The 19,221-nt window shown below is 44.3% G+C and carries 16 protein-coding genes; 3 read left to right on the top strand and 13 right to left on the bottom strand.

The window, feature by feature from the left end:
* Window positions 1–398 precede the first annotated feature (398 nt).
* The 12 genes from lysS to pth form a co-directional block, all read right to left on the bottom strand.
* Window positions 399–1,895, bottom strand: coding sequence for a lysine--tRNA ligase (gene lysS, locus HMPREF0623_RS04935; protein WP_002829757.1), 1,497 nt, complete (start codon window positions 1,893–1,895; stop codon window positions 399–401).
* 65 nt (window positions 1,896–1,960) lie between these two features.
* Window positions 1,961–2,959, bottom strand: a complete 999-nt coding sequence (gene dusB, locus HMPREF0623_RS04940) for a tRNA dihydrouridine synthase DusB (RefSeq protein ID WP_002829756.1) — start codon at window positions 2,957–2,959, stop codon at window positions 1,961–1,963.
* 101 nt (window positions 2,960–3,060) lie between these two features.
* Window positions 3,061–3,939: an Hsp33 family molecular chaperone HslO gene (gene hslO, locus HMPREF0623_RS04945; protein WP_004166155.1), complete on the bottom strand. Its 879-nt coding sequence runs from the start codon at window positions 3,937–3,939 to the stop codon at window positions 3,061–3,063.
* A 62-nt stretch (window positions 3,940–4,001) separates the two neighbouring features.
* Window positions 4,002–6,086 carry an ATP-dependent zinc metalloprotease FtsH gene (gene ftsH / locus HMPREF0623_RS04950; protein ID WP_002829754.1) on the bottom strand — a complete coding sequence of 695 codons (2,085 nt, stop codon included), beginning with the start codon at window positions 6,084–6,086 and terminating at the stop codon, window positions 4,002–4,004.
* Between the two features lie 93 nt (window positions 6,087–6,179).
* Window positions 6,180–6,716: a hypoxanthine phosphoribosyltransferase gene (hpt, locus tag HMPREF0623_RS04955; protein WP_002832405.1), complete on the bottom strand. Its 537-nt coding sequence runs from the start codon at window positions 6,714–6,716 to the stop codon at window positions 6,180–6,182.
* Window positions 6,706–8,079 (bottom strand): tRNA lysidine(34) synthetase TilS, encoded by a 1,374-nt coding sequence (tilS, locus tag HMPREF0623_RS04960; RefSeq protein ID WP_004166157.1) that lies wholly within the window; start codon window positions 8,077–8,079, stop codon window positions 6,706–6,708. The genes hpt and tilS overlap by 11 nt, the downstream gene beginning before the upstream one ends.
* Window positions 8,079–8,528 (bottom strand): S1 domain-containing RNA-binding protein, encoded by a 450-nt coding sequence (locus HMPREF0623_RS04965; RefSeq protein ID WP_004166158.1) that lies wholly within the window; start codon window positions 8,526–8,528, stop codon window positions 8,079–8,081. The genes tilS and HMPREF0623_RS04965 overlap by 1 nt, the downstream gene beginning before the upstream one ends.
* Window positions 8,529–8,794: 266 nt before the next feature.
* Window positions 8,795–9,163, bottom strand: a complete 369-nt coding sequence (locus tag HMPREF0623_RS04970) for an FtsB family cell division protein (RefSeq protein WP_002832407.1) — start codon at window positions 9,161–9,163, stop codon at window positions 8,795–8,797.
* Between the two features lie 76 nt (window positions 9,164–9,239).
* A complete protein-coding gene (locus HMPREF0623_RS04975) occupies window positions 9,240–9,509 on the bottom strand; it encodes an RNA-binding S4 domain-containing protein (RefSeq protein WP_002829750.1) in 270 nt (89 codons plus the stop codon).
* Entirely contained in the window at window positions 9,506–11,089 is a 1,584-nt protein-coding gene (locus HMPREF0623_RS04980) for a putative polysaccharide biosynthesis protein (RefSeq protein ID WP_004166159.1), read from the bottom strand. Before HMPREF0623_RS04980 ends, HMPREF0623_RS04975 begins: the two co-directional genes overlap by 4 nt.
* 9 nt (window positions 11,090–11,098) lie before the next feature.
* Entirely contained in the window at window positions 11,099–14,596 is a 3,498-nt protein-coding gene (gene mfd / locus HMPREF0623_RS04985; protein ID WP_004166160.1) for a transcription-repair coupling factor, read from the bottom strand.
* Window positions 14,597–14,606: 10 nt separating this feature from the next.
* Window positions 14,607–15,164: an aminoacyl-tRNA hydrolase gene (gene pth, locus HMPREF0623_RS04990; RefSeq protein ID WP_004166161.1), complete on the bottom strand. Its 558-nt coding sequence runs from the start codon at window positions 15,162–15,164 to the stop codon at window positions 14,607–14,609.
* Window positions 15,165–15,406: 242 nt separating this feature from the next.
* Here pth and HMPREF0623_RS04995 point away from each other — a divergent pair, with 242 nt between their 5' ends.
* The 3 genes from HMPREF0623_RS04995 (at window position 15,407) to cbpA (ending at window position 18,687) form a co-directional block, all read left to right on the top strand.
* The gene (locus tag HMPREF0623_RS04995) at window positions 15,407–16,378 is read left to right on the top strand and encodes an L-lactate dehydrogenase (RefSeq protein WP_002829746.1); all 972 of its coding nucleotides are present in this window, start codon (window positions 15,407–15,409) and stop codon (window positions 16,376–16,378) included.
* A 232-nt stretch (window positions 16,379–16,610) separates the two neighbouring features.
* Window positions 16,611–17,984 (top strand): L,D-transpeptidase family protein, encoded by a 1,374-nt coding sequence (locus HMPREF0623_RS05000; RefSeq protein ID WP_004166163.1) that lies wholly within the window; start codon window positions 16,611–16,613, stop codon window positions 17,982–17,984.
* Window positions 17,985–18,039: 55 nt separating this feature from the next.
* Window positions 18,040–18,687, top strand: a complete 648-nt coding sequence (cbpA, locus tag HMPREF0623_RS05005) for a cyclic di-AMP binding protein CbpA (protein ID WP_002829744.1) — start codon at window positions 18,040–18,042, stop codon at window positions 18,685–18,687.
* A gap of 145 nt (window positions 18,688–18,832) precedes the next feature.
* On the opposite strand, the gene HMPREF0623_RS05010 is transcribed toward cbpA, so the two are convergent.
* On the bottom strand, window positions 18,833–19,195 hold the full coding sequence (locus tag HMPREF0623_RS05010; protein WP_002832413.1) for a type II toxin-antitoxin system PemK/MazF family toxin: 363 nt from the start codon (window positions 19,193–19,195) through the stop codon (window positions 18,833–18,835).
* Between the last annotated feature and the right edge of the window lie 26 nt (window positions 19,196–19,221).

Genomic DNA, 19,221 nt, shown 5'->3' on the forward strand with positions numbered 1-19,221 from the left:
CGTTGTCGTATCAACGTTTATAACGCTTTTGACAACTATTTAACTATATCATTGAGAAAAATGATTGTCAACACTTTTTTAATGAATATCTCATTATTTCTCGTTTCGAAATAGCGTATCATTGGCACTCAAATATAGTACCAAGTTTTACCATCCTTCGTCAATAGCATTTTTAAGAAAACCATTATAAAAAATGGCACTTTCACACCAAAAGGCCACACTGTGCGATTCGGTAACGCTTGCAACCGATCAACTTTTATAAAATCTTTTTACTCAGCCACCTTCGTTATCAAATTTTGCCCAGACTTTTTGTTTAGGGTGACTCATGAAAATAGTTTTACTTTAATAAGCAAACAAAAAAGACCACGCTAAATAGCGTGATCTTTGCTTATTATCTGTTAATCAATTGGACGCATCGTTGGGAATAGAAGCACGTCACGAATTGAAGGAGCATCGGTTAGCAACATTACTAAGCGGTCAATTCCGATTCCTAAACCGCCAGTTGGTGGCATACCGTATTCCAAAGCTTCAATGTAGTCTTCGTCAATTCCTTCTGCTTCTTCGTTACCAGCTTCCCGTTCTGCAACTTGAGCCTCAAAACGTTGCCGCTGGTCAATTGGGTCGTTTAATTCGGTAAAGGCGTTTCCGTATTCGTTACCTAAGATATATAATTCAAAACGATCCGTAAAGCGTGGGTCGTCAGCATTCTTCTTTGCTAACGGCGAGATTTCAACTGGATGACCATAGATGAAAACTGGTTGCTTCAATTGATCTTGCACCTTATCTTCGAAGAATTCGTTAATAATGTGACCAACTGTCCACCATGATTCGTATTTTACGCCATGTTCGTCAGCCAATTTGCGGGCTTCTTCAACAGACATTTCTGGCCAGAAATCAACTCCAGCATACTTCTTAATCGCATCAACCATGTGTAAACGTTCAAAGTCTTGGTTCAAGTCGAGCTCCGTACCTTGGTACGTAATCTTGCCGTCATCTGAAACGGCGTTAACCGCCGCCTTTAAAATGCCTTCCGTTTCGTCCATTACGTCGTGGAAGTCGTAGTAAGCTACGTAAGTTTCTAGCATGGTGAATTCTGGGTTATGACGAGTGTCGATTCCTTCATTACGGAAAACTCGACCAATTTCATAAACGCGTTCCATTCCACCAACAATTAATCGCTTCAAGTGGAGTTCCAAAGCAATTCGTAAGTATAAATCAATGTCTAACGCATTGTGATGGGTAATAAATGGCCGTGCGCTTGCTCCACCTGCTTGAGTGTGGAGAACTGGCGTTTCAACTTCAGCGAATCCATGGTCGTCTAGGTAACGCCGAATTGCCGATACGATCTTGGTCCGTTTACGGAAGCGTTCCATGCTTTCATCGTTTGCAATCAAATCTAAATAACGTTGCCGGTAAATTTGCTCAACGTTTTGTAAACCATGAAACTTATCTGGTAACGGACGCAGTGCCTTACTTAAGAAGGTCAATGACGTAACCTTGATAGTTAATTCACCCATATCCGTCTTCATTACGTCCCCAGTTACTCCTAGGAAATCACCTAAATCAGCACGTTTAAAGATTTTGTAGACGTCTTCGCCTAATTCATCCTTACGTACGTAAAGTTGAATCTTTCCAGAACGGTCCTTTAAGTCAGCAAAACCGACCTTTCCCTTACCGCGCTTTGAAACCATCCGACCAGCAACGGTTGCGACAACGCCCTGTTCTTCAATTTCTTCTTTTGACATGTCACCGTACTTTTCGTGTAATTGTGCGGCTAAATGTGTTCTTTCAAAACGATGGCCAAACGGGTCAATTCCCTTGTCGCGTAATTCTTGCATCTTTTCACGACGTACCCGTAGTTGGTCATTCATACTTGGTTGTTGCTTCTCGCCCACTATGTGATCCCCCTCTTTAATTTTTCAAATATAATTATTACTTATTAAAACGGTAAAATGCAACCTTATTTCGCAACTCGACTCATTCGAGAGTCTAGCTTTTCAATAAACCGGTCAAAAATATCGATCATTTCTTGCTCAGTTTCGGCAGCATTTAAGGCTACCTTGGTTCGCGCAGAGTGTGGCACCCCTTTAAGGTAATATGCCGCTTGACCCCGGAATTCACGCGGTCCGATATTTTCACCCTTCAACTCAACTAAGCCATGCAAATGTTCCTTAGCAATCTTAATTTTTTCTGCTGGGGTAGGTTCGTCAATGAGCGTTCCATCATTAAGGTAGGCTGCCACCTTTTGAAGCTCCCATGGATTACCTAAAACAGCCCGGCCAATCATTACCGCGTCGGCGCCCACTTCATCTAACATCCGTTTAGCGTCTTGGGGCGTCCTTACGTCTCCATTACCCATAAATGGAATGTGCAACTGACTGGCAACTTCTTTTAAGATGTCCCAATCGGCATGACCAGTGTACATTTGTTTCCGGGTCCGACCGTGCATTGCTAAGGCAGCTGCTCCAGCTCGTTGTGCAGCCAGGGCATTTTCCACCGCGTAAATGTGTTTATCATCCCAGCCAGTCCGCATTTTTACGGTTACAGGCTTTTTAACTGCGTCGGTAACGTAGGAAACCATTTCGTAAACCTTATTAGGATCTAACAACCAACGCGCCCCTGCATCCGTATTAACCACTTTGTTAACTGGGCAACCCATGTTGATGTCGATAATGTCTGCTTCAGTGTTTTGATCCACAAATTTAGCGGCTTCCACCAAAGTTTCCTTAGTACCGCCAAAAATCTGGATACTCATTGGATGTTCGTTGGGGTCAACTTGCATCATACTTAACGTTTTTTTGTTACCGTAAATGATGCCCCGGTCCGAAATCATTTCACAAACTACCAGCCCGGCACCAAACTGCTTGCAGATCACCCGAAAGGCCGTGTTAGTCACCCCAGCCATCGGTGCAACAACTAATTGATTTGGGATCGTTATATCCCCAATTTTCCATTCCATTTTTTCACCTCATCAAACTTTTTATGCATGCAGAATATGATAGCACACAAAATTGCGATTGTGGAGGAACCGCGGATCCTCATTACACAAATTTTGGCAAATTACTTTTCATCAATGATTTTTTGCAACTCAGCTTCGGAGAATTGATACTGGTTACCGCAGAACCGGCAAACTGCTTGTGCACCCTGATCTTTATCGATCATTTCTTGAAGCTCTTCCGTAGGGAGGGAAGCTAATGATTGTGCAAAGCGTTCTTTAGAACAATCGCATTCAAATTTAACGTCCATTTTATCTAAAATTTTAACCTGATCGTCCTTAAAAATGTCGTTTAAAATTTCTTCCGGGGTCTTGCCGTTACGAAGCATTTCTGAAATCAACGGAATTTCCTTTAACCGCGTTTGCAAGCGATCAATTGCATCATCCGTAGCGTCTGGCATTACTTGAATCAAGAAGCCCCCTGCTACGCCAACCGTTTCGTCCGGGTTCACAAAGACTGACACTCCTACCGCCGAAGGAATCTGTTCAGATTGCGCCAGGTAATAGGTAAAGTCGTCGCCAATTTCACCAGAAACTAACCCAACTTGTCCGGTAAACGGATCGCCAAGTCCCATATCCTTAGTAACTGCCATAACCCCTTGGTTACCAACTGCTTGGCCCACGTCAATATGGTGGTCTTCCTTCAGCGGCAAAGATACGTGCGGATGCTGAAGGTAACCCTTAACCGTTCCCTTGGCGTTACCATCCACCACGATGGTGCCCACCGGACCGCCACCATTAATTTTTACCGTAAGCTTTTCTTCACCCTTTAAAACGGATGAAGACAGTAACAAGGTCGCTGTTAATGAACGCCCTAATGCTGCCGTAGCCGCGCTCCACGAATCGTGGCGTTGTTGGGCTTCTTGAACCAAGTTAGTGGTATTAACTGCGTAAGCCCGAAACATCCCGTCATTAACAATACTTTTTATTAAATAATCACTCATTGAGTATGCTCCTTTCGCAAAAAAATCGTGAGTGCATTGGGCAACCCACGATTCTTTGGCTATTAATTTGTTGAACCGTCGTCATGATCCTCGTCATTAGGATAGTAAACGGTCGTGTCTTCATTATCTTTAGCGTTGGATTCCTTAACGGAGTTAGCCGCTTGTTCGTGGCGTTCAGCTTCCTTGCGTTCTAATTCACGCTTAGCTTCTTCGAACGTTGCAGCTTTTTCGCTTGGAAATTCAGTGTCCGATTTCTTTTCCGGCATCTTACCAGTCTTGAACAAACTGAGAATTTGCTTTTCATCCAAGGTTTCGTACTTAAGCAAAGCTTCCGCAATAATCTTGTGTTGTTCACGATGCTCTTGGATAATCTTGCGAGCTTGTTCGTAACCTTCGGTAGTAAAGCGCCGAATTTCTTCGTCAATGGTTGCGGCAGTCTTTTCAGAGTATGCCGGTCCGCTTTCGCCGTAGTAGGATTGTCCAGGTGCAGCCAATTCTACTTGACCGATTTTATCACTCATCCCGTACTGCATAACCATTGAGCGGGCAATTTGCGTAGCTTGTTCGAAGTCATTTGAAGCTCCCGAAGATTGTTGATTGAAAATAATTTCTTCAGCAGCACGACCACCCATCAAACCAGCAATCTGTTCCATCGCGTCTTTCTTAGACATCAGCATTTGGTCTTCACGCGGTAGCATAATCGCGTAACCACCAGCACGTCCCCGCGGAACGATGGTAACTTTATGCACGACCCGGGCATCGTTGAGAACTAACCCAACAATGGTATGTCCAGCTTCGTGGTAAGCCACCGTTTGCCGTTCCTTCTTGCTGACCACCGCGTTCTTCTTCGCTGGTCCAGCAATTACCCGGTCTTCAGCTTCGTCTAAGTCGGCTGCGTCGATAACCTTCTTATTACGCCGGGCAGCTAACAGCGCCGCCTCGTTAAGCAAGTTTTCCAAATCTGCCCCTACAAAACCAGGAGTTTGTTTAGCAATCTCAGCTAGGTCAACGTCGCTAGCAATTGGTTTGTTTTTTGCATGGACGTGTAAGATGGCTTCCCGACCATTAACGTCTGGCCGACCAACCAAGATCTTCCGGTCAAAACGACCTGGACGAAGCAACGCAGGATCCAATACGTCCGAACGGTTAGTAGCCGCCATGACGATTACCCCTTCGTTACCGGTAAATCCGTCCATTTCAACCAGCAATTGGTTCAAGGTTTGTTCACGTTCATCATGACCGCCGCCAGTGCCATTGCCCCGACGCCGTCCAACCGCATCAATTTCATCAATAAAGATGATCGATGGGGCGTTCTTCTTTGCTTGGTCAAACAAGTCCCGAACCCGGCTAGCACCGACCCCGACAAACATTTCTACGAAGTCTGAACCAGAAATTGAGTAGAACGGAACCCCGGCTTCACCAGCTACCGCTTTAGCCAGTAAGGTTTTACCTGTCCCGGGAGGTCCCTCAAGCAGAACCCCGGCTGGAATTCGAGCACCTAATTGCACGAACTTCCGTGGATCTTTTAAGAATTCAACTACTTCCACTAATTCTTGCTTTTCTTCTTCTTCTCCAGCTACGTCAGAGAAACGAACTTTATTGGCACTTTTATCTGCGGGTTTAACCTTCGATTTACCAAAGTTCATTACCCCCTTGCCAGCACCGCCTTGTCCGGCCTGACCCATCATCATGTAGAAAATGAAAATAAAGAAGATTAATGGCAATCCCGTTACGAGGAGTTGAACCCAGAAGCTACTCGATTCTTCTTCCTTAGTACTTACCTTTACCCCATCAGATGATGCAGTTTTGGTGATTTGGGAGACGGTCGAGTCATTCTGTAGTACCGAAGTTTGGAACCCGGTTACCTTACTAGATGAAACTGTTCCGGGGAATAACCCTGTGGCAGTATCATCCTCTTGCGCAGAACGATATTTACCAGTGATCTTATACACACCATTTGATGGCTGAATATCAAAACTTTTCACGTTGTCTTTTTTAAGCTGTGAAATAAACTCGCTTGACGAAATGGTGGAGGTTTGGTTGTTGCCACCCTTGCCCACTACCGCAGCGATAATTCCCATAATACTCAAAAAAACTACGATATAGAAAAGACTATTTTTAAACAGCCCATTTCTGTTATTTTTCATGTAGTTCCTCCTTGTAAGGCATCAAGACGCATTAATTTTAATCTTGACTGTTGTCGATATAATATCACATTTGACTAACTTTGACCAATGTTTTTACTTATAAATTTCCGGCTTTAAAACACCCACGTACGGTAAATTGCGGTAATAACCTTGGTAATCTAGCCCGTATCCGACCACAAATTCGTTTGGAACCGTAAAGCCCACGTAGTCTGCCGTAGCTTCCACATCGCGACCGGCAGGCTTATCCAAGAAGCTACAAATTTTAACACTCTTCGCGTTACGGGAATATAGTAAATCCATTACGTAGCGTAAAGTACGTCCAGTATCCACAATGTCTTCAATGATCAGCACGTCACGGCCACTAACATCTTCGGAGATATCGGTAATTAATTCAACTTTTCCGCTTGATTGAGTGCCGCCGTTATAACTAGACACGTCAATAAAATCGATCTGTGCATAACCATCAAATTCGCGGACCACGTCCGTTGTGAAAAACATGGCCCCCGTCAATACGCTTAAAATCAACGGGCGTTTGCCAGCATAATCCTTCGTCAATTGCTTACCTAAACGTTGGCAAGCTTCTTTTATATCTGCCTCACTGTATAAAACTTTGGCGATATCATTGTCCATGGGGACGTCCTCCAGTTCTATATTCCAAAATATATTGTGTTTGCGTTGCTAAGTAGGGTTCGGCTAACCATGCTTGTCTTAAACCGAGTACCCACAAAACCCTTTGGTCGCCGTCCACAACTGCCCAAAAATTCGCTCGCTGTTCACGAGGAACCTTTTGATCGATTAATTCCCGTCGAACGGTCTTATACTTGCCGTTTTTTAACCGTAACCGATCCTGGGGGGTTGCTTGACGAACAAAAAGCGGTTGCTTAAGCTGATTGTCACTCAACACCATTGCTCCGGCAACCGGTCCAGCAACGGAACGGTCGCTGATTCGAAATTGAGTACCCTCATCTAAAGTTAACCACTTGTTCAATGTTACCATATGCTTTTTAGCTTGTTCACTTTTTACGGTCTTTTTTTTGATTATTTGTAATAAATCGTACGTGATTTCCAGTACATAATCGTTACCTAAATCAATCGAGCCCTGCGCTAAATTAGTTTGATTAATAAATTCTAAAACTTCATCCAGCTTATTTTGTCCAATTGCCACTGCGGGACAAGACTCGCTGACCAACTGTTTTAACAGTTGTTTTTGCCATAATCGCGACTCCGCTTTGAACTTCGGTAACTGATATTGACTCCCCTGCCGGAGCTGCGCTAGTTTTTGTCGACTAATTTCTTTGATCAATTGGTCTTGTTCGGTAATCTCGGTTTGGTATTGTCCAATATGCTCCACCACGCGCGGATTTTCCGCTTGCAGGGCGGGCAGCAACTGATTACGCACCCGGTTACGCAAATAATCATCCTGTTGGTTAGTTTCATCTTCAAACCAAGTTAGGTGATTTTCCTGCGCAAGCGCTACTAAAGTCGGCTTGCTAATTTTTAAAAATGGCCGCACTAAACGCCCGGTCGCAAAAGACCGCTCCTCGGGAGTGCCGCGTAACTGGCTTAACCAACCTCCGCGCACCACTTGCATAAGAAAACTTTCAGCCTGTTCGGTAGCGTTATGAGCCGTCAAGAGGGTGTTTGCGTGATACCGTTGCATCACCTTGGCAAAAAAATCATACCTAAACCGTCGAGCAGCAGCTTCCACTCCCGTATCGGGATGCAGTTCTCTAGACCACTTAGTACTTACAAACGTCAGTCGTCGTTTTGCACACCATTGCCGCAAAAATTCCTCTTCTTGCACGCTTTGGGAACGCAACTGGTGGTTTACGTGGGCAATAATTAGCCGATTTTCAGCAAGATTAGTCGCTGCTAAAAGCGCGTTGATTAATACCGTGGAGTCCACTCCTGTCGAGACCGCTACGACCACCGGCGCTTGATTCAATTGATAATGGTCAACAATTTTTTCACCCAGCGCCCTTAAACTAATCATTAGTTGCGCCGTCCACCGCGTCCGCCGCGTTTACCATCCGTATTTTTCTTAAGCATGGAAAGACGGGATTCGCTGTCCTTTAAAAAGCCCGATAGCATTTGGTCAAACGATTCGTTTGCGTTTGAATGATGCTGTTTTGCTTGGTGATTAGATTGCCGGTTGTCTCGTGAATGGTGGAATTCATGAGACTTCTTCGGTGCTGCTTGCGCCGGCCGCTCTACCGCCTTGCGGATGGACAAAGCAATCTTACCGTCGTCAGCAATCGAAAGTACCTTCACCGTAACCGAATCGCCTACCTTAAGTACGCTGTGAATATCCTTAACAAAACTATCAGAAACTTCACTGATATGAACTAAGCCAGACCGATGCTCCCCTAAATCTACAAAAGCTCCAAAATTAGTGATTCCAGAAACTTTCCCATCTACCTTAGTTCCAACTTCAATTGACATAAATCCGTATGTTCCTCCTAAAAAATTTAATGTCTAATTATACCATTTCTTACTAGTGGCTTGCGAGCTGTCGACCCGGAAAAATTTATTTTCAACGGCCGTGAAAAAAATTGGACATTGTTGAAAAATTTCAAGAAATTATACATTCGAAAACGGGTCATTTAACAAAAAAGTGAAAAACAGGATTGGTTTTCAAAACCCTGCTTTTCACTTTTTAAAATGACTATTCAATTTCCAATATTCTTTAGTTTAATCGTGTTTTACCCTTACTTGGCATCGTTAGGTAAGTTATATACCGTTTCACCTTTTTTAGTGTAGAAGTACTTTGCCCGGATTAACTTTTCCAAATAATTTTCATCATTCATTTGCTTAACCTTGTCTTTTAACTGGGCATTTTCATCCTTCATTTTTGTGTAGCGTGCCGATTCCACCGCAAGTTTGGCATTCACACTATTCTGAGACACCTTTGCGTGGACTATTTGGAACAAAAAGACCGCTGCAACCGCCGCAAAAACTCCTAAAATAACTAGGGCCCGTTTTTTCCGTGCCCGTGCATAAGGATTCGGTGCTCCGGTTGCCGTCCGGTAACTCATTTTGCTGTGATTTTTTTTCTGATGATGTTGATTATTTGTCATTGTTATATCCCCTTAATCACTTCCGATTATAACAACGCTTACCTAGCCTGTCCACGCATATTTACCAAGTTTTAAATTATTTTCTAAAATCTTGTTGATAGTTTTCAGAAATAATCGTATACATTCGTTCCGCATCGTCTTTTTTGGTTGTATCCAACAGCTGTTCTACCCGGATCACCAACGTTTTATTTCCAAAACGGATTTCAACTTGATCGTTAGGAACCACGTTTGATGAAGACTTTGCTACCTTATCATTGATTAAAATTCGGCCCTGGTCAGCAACTTCCTTTGCCAACGCCCGCCGTTTAATAATTCGCGAAACTTTTAAAAATTTATCTAGTCTCATTTAACCATCCTCTGTATTGTTCTTATTATTTTTTTGCCAAAGGGGATCGTCAACCACTCTCGGAGGGTGAAGACCCGATTAATTAGCACGAAACTTAGCCAAGTTAACGCACCAATTAGCGCTGCCACTGCCGTAATTAGCAAAGCAGCTCCCCGACTATCACTTGAAACCAACACTCGTAAAAATCCGGTGATTAGTTGCACAACGCCAAACATCACCGCGTTTCCAATCAACAATTTTAGTAAAAAGTGGTTTTCTAGGTAAACCCTCTTTAACAGCCGCACTGGTAACGCCCAACTCATCGCGCCAGCAATGATTACCAAACTAAGGACGGTTATCCAGCTTGCGCCAATAATTGACCAGTGGCGGACCGCCCAACCGTTGCAAATCACCTTGACGCAAAGACCGGCCGCAATCGCCCAAAACGTCATCTTTAAGCGCCCCATGCTTTGTAAAACACTATTATTAACAAAAATCAACGCCGCCAAAATTACGCTGAGGTTATAAATTGCCAAAGCGCCCGAACCAGCGAAACTACCGAAGAGCAGCCGGTTGATAAACGGCATTAAAGCAATCATTCCCACGCTAGCTGCCGATGAAATTGCCACCGCCACTCGGATTAGCGAAGTTGCCGAGCGATAAAAGGCCTCGGAATCACGTTTTTGCAAAGCTTCGGTCAACGAAGGCAATAACGTGGTCGCAAACGCGGTCGCGATTACCGTTCCGACTTGTACTAATGGCTGGGCGCGGTCGTAAACCCCTTTTAGAGCTTTTGCGGCGTCAGGTAACATTCCCGCCGCCACTAAATTATTTTTAACGGTAAACGAATCCACTAACTGAAGCAGGATAATCATCGCCGAAAGCAGGCAAATTAGCCCGCCTTCCACCACGAACCGTTTTCCTAAATCTTTAAATACGGACCATTGAAAGTGAGCGGTACCTTCATGCATGATCTTACGGATTACTGGTATAAAAAACCAGCTTGCAGCTACCGCGGCTACGGTAGAACTAGCCATCGCGTAAGCGCCCATTTTGTAAACCGACCAGTCTTGCTGCACCGTGATTATCGCCACCAAAATGATGATGCTTACCCGGACCACTTGTTCAACAACTTGGGATTTTGCCGTTGGAATAACGTTATAAATTCCTTGGTAGTATCCCCGTCCCGTTGCTAAAAACGGCATCAGCAAAAACATGGTTGCTACGACCCGGAGCATCGGCGCAAGCTGACGGTCCCCCATTGCCTGAGCAATCGGCTGGGCGCCGCCAACCAGTATCAAAAACACCGTCGCGGAAAGCACCGTTAGGATCATTATGGAGTACTGGCCAAGTACTAATTTTCTTTTTTCATCAGGTTCTTCGGCAATGATTTTAGAAATAAAGTTGGGATACCCATTAAGCGCGAAGGTCATCCCAATTCCGTAAATCGGATAAATTTGTTGGTATACGTAAAAACCGGTGTTACCAACCAAATTTTGGAGAGGAATCCGGTAAACGGCGCTCAAAACCTTAGCGATAATCGCGGCAACCGATAGAATGAAGGCTCCCCGCATTGCTTTTTGCTCGGTTATTTTTTTCAAGTCGCTTCCTCACAGATATTCAGCTAATTTTTTAACGTAGCTCATTAGTTGCTCAAACCAATCTTGCTGCGTCATTTGCGGTTGAATAACTAACTTTATATGCATTTTATCATTTGATTCCGCCACTGTCGCTCGTAGTTTAGTAACCGATAGCGCGGCAAAGACGTTTTCACCGCTGATCTTCTGGCTTGCCGCCGGAGTTAAGGTGATGAACAAGTTGCCATTTTTCCGCTCGATTTTTTCTACCTGCGCAGCATCCGCGTGTAATTTAAGCTCGGTAATTTGAATCAAGTTGGCAACTTCGGTTGGGTATTCGCCAAACCGGTCAATCAAATCATCCACCACGTCCATCAAGCCATCAGTGGAATCAACTTGCCGAAGTCGTTTGTAAAATTCAATTTTTTGCTGTGAGTCTTCAATGTACGTACTTGGAAGAAAGGCTTCGATTTCCAAATCAATTTCACTATCAGAACGTTTGGGAACCTTCTTGCCCTGCTTTTGCTTAACTGCATCAGCCAGCATTTGCGAATACAAGTCGTATCCAACCGAATCAATGAACCCGTGTTGCTGTTTACCAAGTAAGTTACCCGCACCCCGAATCGAAAGGTCTCGCATGGCAATTTTAAAGCCGGATCCCAATTCGGTGAAGTCTTTAATGGCTTCCAAGCGTTTTTCACCCAACTCAGTCAAAACTCGGTCCTTTTGGTAAAGGAAGTACGCGTACGCAACTCGAGAGGAGCGCCCAATTCGTCCCCGCAGTTGATAGAGTTGGGAAAGGCCCATGTGATCGGCGTTTTCTACAAATAGGGTATTGGCATTGGGAATGTCGATGCCCGTTTCAATAATCGTGGTCGTTACCAGCACGTCGTATTCGCCCTCAATGAAATCAAACAAAATATCTTCTAATTGTTTTTCGGTCATTTGTCCGTGAATGTAGGCAACCCGTGCTTCGGGAACCAGTGCCTCAATTTGGGCAACCACCTTTTCAATGTCTTGCACCCGATTGTGCAAAAAGAATACCTGACCGTCCCGCCGGATTTCACGCATAATTCCTTCGCGGATAATCCCGGCATTTTCTTCAACCACGTAGGTTTGAATCGGGTAACGGTTGGTTGGCGGAGTTTCAATTACTGAAAGATCACGCACCCCAATCATTGACATGTTTAACGTGCGGGGAATTGGGGTAGCAGTGAGGGTGAGGACGTCCACTTGGGAACGCAAAGCTTTAATCCGTTCTTTATGTTTCACCCCGAAGCGTTGTTCCTCATCAATCACTAACAGGCCTAAGTCCTTAAAGTGAACGTCCTTTGATAGCAGTCGGTGAGTGCCCACTACGATGTCAATGGTGCCGTCTTCCAGACCTGCTAAGGCTTCCTTAATTTGCGCGTTAGTTTGAAAACGAGACAGCATCGCGGTCGTAATTGGATAATCTCCAAAACGGTCGTTCATCGTGTCGAAATGTTGTTGCGCTAAAATTGTCGTCGGCACGAGAATCGCCACCTGCTTGCCACCCTCAATTGCCTTAAAAGCAGCTCGCAAGGCAACTTCGGTCTTCCCATAACCTACGTCGCCAACTAGCAGTCGATCCATTGGCCGGGGCTTTTCCATGTCTTCCTTAACTTCCTTTATGGACCGCAATTGGTCAGGAGTTTCGGTGTAAGGAAAGTCATTTTCAAATTGTAATTGCAAATCGTCATCCGGCGGAAAGGCAAAACCCTTTTCGGCCTCCCGTTTGGCATATAGTTCAATTAAATCGTCCGCAATGTCTTCAATTTTAGAAGCAACGTGTTGCTTAGTCTTAGCCCAGTCGGATCCGCCCAGTCGGTTGATCTTCGGGCGCTTGCCTTCCGCCGCCACGTATTTTTGAACTAAATTAAGCTGGGTAACCGGAATGAAAAGCTGTCCGCTGCCCTGGTATTGGATGGTGAGATAATCTTGGTGAACTCCATCAACTTCCATGGTGGTCATTCCCAAGTATTTACCAATCCCGTGATTGACGTGCACCACAAAATCTCCGGGCTTTAACTCGGTATAACTTTTTAACCGTTCCGCATTTTCAATGTGCTGTTGGCGCGGCCGCTTTTTGCGAACTTTGGCAAACAGTTCCTTTTCAGTAAGCACCACCATTTTGGCGTCGGGCATTTCAAACCCTTGTGAAAAGGATTGCCCAATAATGTTGACTGCCCCGGTAACTATCCGATCTGCCTGCACGGTTCGTGATTCGATTTCAAAATCACGCAACGTGCTGGCAATTTTACTTTGCCGCTCTTTAGAATTGGCAAAAATCAAGACGGTGGCGTGCCGGCTCATCCACCGTTCCACTTCGCCCTTTAAAACGGGCATTTGGCCAAAGAATTCCTGAACCGCTCTGGTAGTAATTTCCGTTAGTTGGTCAAACTTAAGCCGGCCCATCCCCTTTTGAAACATCGATAAAAAGATTTGGGGCTGCTTTTTTTGCCGGATTAATTGGCGGATTTCTAAGCCTAACGGATCATTGTCTAACAAAACGTTGTTCTTTAACTGGTCGACAATCCAACTAGCCTCATTTTTTTGAATATCCAACTCCGCATCCAAAATCCGCGGGTAGTCGTCAACCACGAGCACCCCGTCAGCTAAATAATCGAGCAGCGAATTAGGCTTTGCGTAGAGTTGCTTAGTGTAGATAACGTCTTCTGGGATAATCTGGTGCTTTTGCCAGCGTTCCGTAACTTCCGCAATGTTTTGCTGTAAAAGTTCTTGGTTATCTTCATCCAGCCGTTTACGCGCTTGCTGAACTTGTTTTTGTAACTTAGCGATTCCTTGATGGAATTGTTCTTCAGTCACAATCAGATCCGTCGCCGGTAAAATTTTAGTCTGGGTAATATTTTCGATACTGCGTTGGTTATTTTGGTCGAAAGTTCGAAGTGAATCTACCTCAACGTCAAAAAAGTCTACGCGCACCGGGACGTCCTGGTTAAGCGGAAAAATATCCACGATTGAACCGCGAACGGCAAATTCCGATTTCTTTTCTACCTGTTCGACCCGTTGGTATCCCAGTTGGACTAGCTGTTGAATTAGCTGTTGCGGGTCGTATTCTTCCCCCACGCTAATTTCTAGCTGGGCCTGCTTAACGTCTGCGGCCGCCGGGACCATTCGTCGAAAACCAGAAGCAGAGGTAACGTAAATTCCCCGTTGCTGATTGGCGAGGGCGTTTAAAAATCGCACCCGTGCCGTCCGGTAGTTGGGCGAACTGGTCGCCACCTCTGCCGCGATAATCTCTTCTGCCGGAAACCAGTAGGCCTGTAAGTCCAGTTGCCCTTCTGCTAACTCGTTATACAGTCGTTCCGCGTGTGCCAAGCTATCCGTTACCACTAAAATTGGTTGATTTTGTTTCTGTAATAACGCATTCAAAAACAATTGTTTGGCCGGTTCTAATAAACCGGTCACTAATTGACGGGTTTGCGCTCCTAAATTGCTAGTAACCTCAACAACTGCCTTGGTGTCTGCAAAAATTTTTTCAATATTCATACTTGCCCCACTAATTATATTGATTCATCAACTGACTAAATTCCGCGCCCGCTAGCCAGTCGTCGAGCGCCGCAATTGCGTTTTGTACGCCAATTTCAAAATCCGCTTTTTGTTCTTTAGTAAATCTTCCAAGCACATAATCCACCACTTTTTGGTGTGCTGGGTGTTCGATTCCCACCCGGAGCCGGCGAAACTTTTCGGTACCTAAGTGGGCAATCAAACTCTTAATCCCGTTATGCCCGCCTGCCGAGCCCTTTTGCCGCAAACGAATTTTCCCCACCGGCATGTCCATGTCATCATAAACCACGATCAAATCCGTTAATGCTAAGTCATAGTAGTCCATTAACGGACGCACCGCTCGCCCAGAATCGTTCATGTAGGTAGTTGGTTTCACTAATAAAACCTTTTCACCGTTTGAGAAAAATTCGCCAACCATGGCCTCGTGATGAATCTTAAAATGATCCACCCCATACTTTTTAGCTAGTGCGTCTACCACCATAAAGCCGGTGTTGTGCCGCGTTTGATCATATTCTTTTCCAATGTTTCCTAAACCAACAATCATTTTCATTATTTATCATCCTCATACGCAAAAATAGCTGAAAGGAATCCGCCCCTTCAGCTTGAGCTCGTTTTAAATAATCTTATCATATATCGCCACAAAAGCTTAGATATTACTTCTGTTCGCTCGGTAATTATTTTTGGCAAACTTATTTGTTTTCTGAAAATTAGGTCTCAACTTTCCCCTGTTAAAATGCTATAATACTTTGGTGGACCAAATATATAATCTAATAAATGAAGGGAATGGATATTATGTCTAATATTCAAAATCATCAAAAAGTTGTCCTCGTCGGTGACGGTGCCGTAGGTTCTAGTTACGCATTCGCGATGGCACAACAAGGAATCGCTGAAGAATTCGTCATTGTCGACGTTGTTAAGGATCGTACAGTTGGGGACGCATTGGACCTTGAAGATGCTACTCCATTCACAGCTCCAAAGAACATCTACTCTGGTGAATACTCAGACTGCAAGGATGCTGACTTAGTTGTTATCACAGCTGGCGCACCACAAAAGCCAGGTGAAACACGTCTTGACCTTGTTAACAAGAACTTAAACATCCTTTCAACAATTGTTAAACCAGTTGTTGATTCTGGTTTTGATGGTATCTTCCTTGTTGCTGCTAACCCAGTTGATATCCTTACTTACGCAACATGGAAATTCTCTGGCTTCCCTAAGGAAAAAGTTATCGGTTCAGGTATCTCACTTGACACAGCTCGTTTGCGCGTAGCTCTTGGTAAGAAATTCAACGTTAGCCCAGAATCTGTAGATGCTTACATCTTAGGTGAACATGGTGACAGTGAATTTGCTGCTTTCTCATCAGCTACAATCGGTACAAAGCCATTGCTTGAAATCGCTAAAGAAGAAGGCGTTTCAACTGACGAATTGGCTGAAATCGAAGACAGCGTACGTAACAAAGCTTATGAAATCATCAACAAGAAGGGTGCTACATTCTACGGTGTTGGTACTGCATTGATGCGCATTTCTAAAGCAATTCTTCGCGACGAAAACGCCGTATTGCCTGTGGGCGCATACATGGACGGCGAATATGGTTTGAACGACATTTACATTGGTACTCCTGCAGTTATCAATGGTCAAGGTCTAAACCGCGTTATCGAAGCACCACTTAGCGATGACGAAAAGAAGAAGATGACTGACTCAGCAACTACTTTGAAGAAGGTTCTTACTGACGGTCTAAACGCTCTTGCTGAAAAACAAGACAAATAATCATTAAATTTATCAACGAAAGCACCGGTTGCAACCGGTGCTTTTTTGTACCCTCTTTTTACGTCCCTTCCCCAAACAGCTTGTACTAAAATCAGTTAATTGTGCAAATATTGGTGTCAAACCCAGATTTTTTTGTTAAGATTCGCATAGTAGACTTGATATATTCGAAATATTACAGTAATGTTACAGAAGAAAGCAAAAGTAAAGAATTAAATCATCTGGGGGAAGTACTATGCAACAACGCAAACATCAGCACCAGCAGCCACACCATTCTAAGATCGCCATCACAATCGGCGCGGTGGTTATCTTAGGGTTGGGCTACGCTGGAATGGCCTACCATTATAAATCTAGTAGCACCTTCATGCCAAATACAACGGTAGCAGGTATTAACGTGGGCGGAAAAAACGCCACCCAAGCACAGCAACTAATTGAAAAGCACTTAAGCAACCAAAAATTAAATTTAACTGCTAACGGCAAAGTTGTTAAAAAAGTTAGCCTAGCTGACGCCGGACTTAACTCAACCAGTCGGCAATCCATCACCAGCGCAATTAAGTCACAGAACCCTTGGACGTGGCCTCTTCAGTTAATGGACGTGGCTAACGCGGCTGACACTCCTAGTGTTAACCTTGATCAAGCGGGGACTAAAAAACTAAATGCTTACGCGCAGACTGCTGCCGACCAGCTGAACCAAAAGTTAAACTCCAGCACCAATTCAACTGGTCACGTAGTTAGCCCTGAAATTTTGGCACAACAAATCCAGGCTAGCACGGCTAAAGGTGCTCACGAGCTAGATTTAAAGAACACCTATTACTCTAAGAAAAACAACGCGGCCCAAGTCAAGTTGCAACGCATCCAGGCGGAAAACGAAAAAATCACTTACGATGTGAACGGCAACACCGTCGTAATTCCTCAAGCGACTCTGAAGAGTTGGCTTAAAGTTAAGACTGATGCTCAAGGTCAGCAAAAATTAAGCGTTGATCAATCTAAGGTGAAGGCTTATTTAGCAGATTTAAACCAAAAATACGCTACTTATGGTGCGGACGTGACCTTCAACAGTACTAAGCGCGGTACCCAAACCGTTAAAGATGGCATTTTTGGCTGGTCAATCAATACCACGGCCGATGCGGCCAACTTGAGTACCAACATTCTCAAGGGTGCAAGTTTCACCCAGAAAGCCACCATCGTTGGCTCCGGACAGTCTTTGAAAAAGGGCGAACTCGGAACCACGTACGTGGAAGTTGATAAAACTAACCAACACATGTGGTACTACAAAGATGGTAAACTACAAATTTCTACCGACGTGGTAACTGGAAAACCATCGGGTGGCAACACTACGCCTACGGGAGTCTTTTACGTTTGGAATAAACAGCGTAACGCAACGTTGCGTGGTAAAAATGACGATGGCTCCAACTATGCTTCACCCGTGAACTACTGGATGCCAATTGATTACACCGGAGTCGGTCTTCACGATGCTTCTTGGCAACCTAAATTTGGTGGCGATTGGTACAAGACCCATGGATCACATGGTTGTGTCAACACCCCACCCGCAACGATGAAAAAATTATTCGAAGCTGTCCCAGTTGGAACTCCGGTAGTGGTATTCTAACGTCTTAATCTATGCTATTATTAAAAACAGATTAAGATATGGAGGGTAATCCATAATGTTATTAAAATCAATGGTTAAACCCAAGCAACGCCTAACTACCGTTCAAGAAGATGCCACGCTCGAAGAGGCACTTAAAATTTTAGAAGACTCAGGTTTTCGTTGCGTCCCCATTTTAGATAAAACGGGACGCCTCTTCCGCGGGAACATTTACAAAATGCACATTTATCGGCACAAGTCGCGGGGCGGCTCAATGCAAGACCCGGTGACTAGTTTACTGAAAAACGCGACCAAGTACATTAACTTGAGTGCCGCGTTTTTCACCGTATTTTTTACCATCAAGGACTTGCCATACATTACCGTTTTAGACGATAATAACTATTTTTACGGAATCTTGACCCATGCCCGGCTATTAGACGCTCTTTCCCAATCTTGGAACACTAACGTAGGAAGTTACGTAATCACAGTGGTTTCTAGTGACGAACGTGGCGATTTAGCCACTAGTGCAAAGATCATTACGAAGTACACCTCCATTGCGAGCGTCATTACTTTGGATTCCAACGAAGACGAATTAATTCACCGGACGCTATTTACTTTACCAGCGGGAGTTCCACCTAAAAAGTTGCAGCGTATTATTAGTAATCTAGAACGGAAAGGCTTTAAAGTTCCGGAAGTCGAAGATTTGCAGTCGCACCGCCTTGCTTAAGTTTATAGGCATCAACTAAAAAAAGAGTGTGCCAAAATAAAAACGATTCATGAGGAAGTTTTACCTCATGAACCGTTTTTTGTTTAAAGACTTTTGTCACAGCCTCTTTTTAATTTACAACGACCATTGAATTTCCAATAGTCTTTTATGTATTCGCCACCAAGCCCAAACTAACTTTAAGGGCTTCGTTGACGAGTTTCATTTTTTGGCCGTCCAGACGGCCAATTCGATCATGTAGACGTTGTTTATCAATTGTTCGAATCTGTTCCATTAAGATTACCGAAGCCCGTGGATTACCGGCTTCGCCTGCACGAATGGCAACGTGGGTGGGCATCTTCGGTTTAGTAATTCTAGTCGTAATGGCTGCAATGATTACCGTCGGACTGTAGTGATTCCCAACGTTATTTTGAATCACTAAAACCGGACGCATTCCCCCTTGTTCAGAACCAACAACTGGTGACAAGTCTGCATAGAACAAATCGCCGCGTTTTACCTTGGATTCGTCCACAGTGCCACCCCATATTCAATCTATTA

It is taken from the genome of Pediococcus acidilactici DSM 20284, assembly GCF_000146325.1.
Lineage (GTDB): Bacteria > Bacillota > Bacilli > Lactobacillales > Lactobacillaceae > Pediococcus > Pediococcus acidilactici.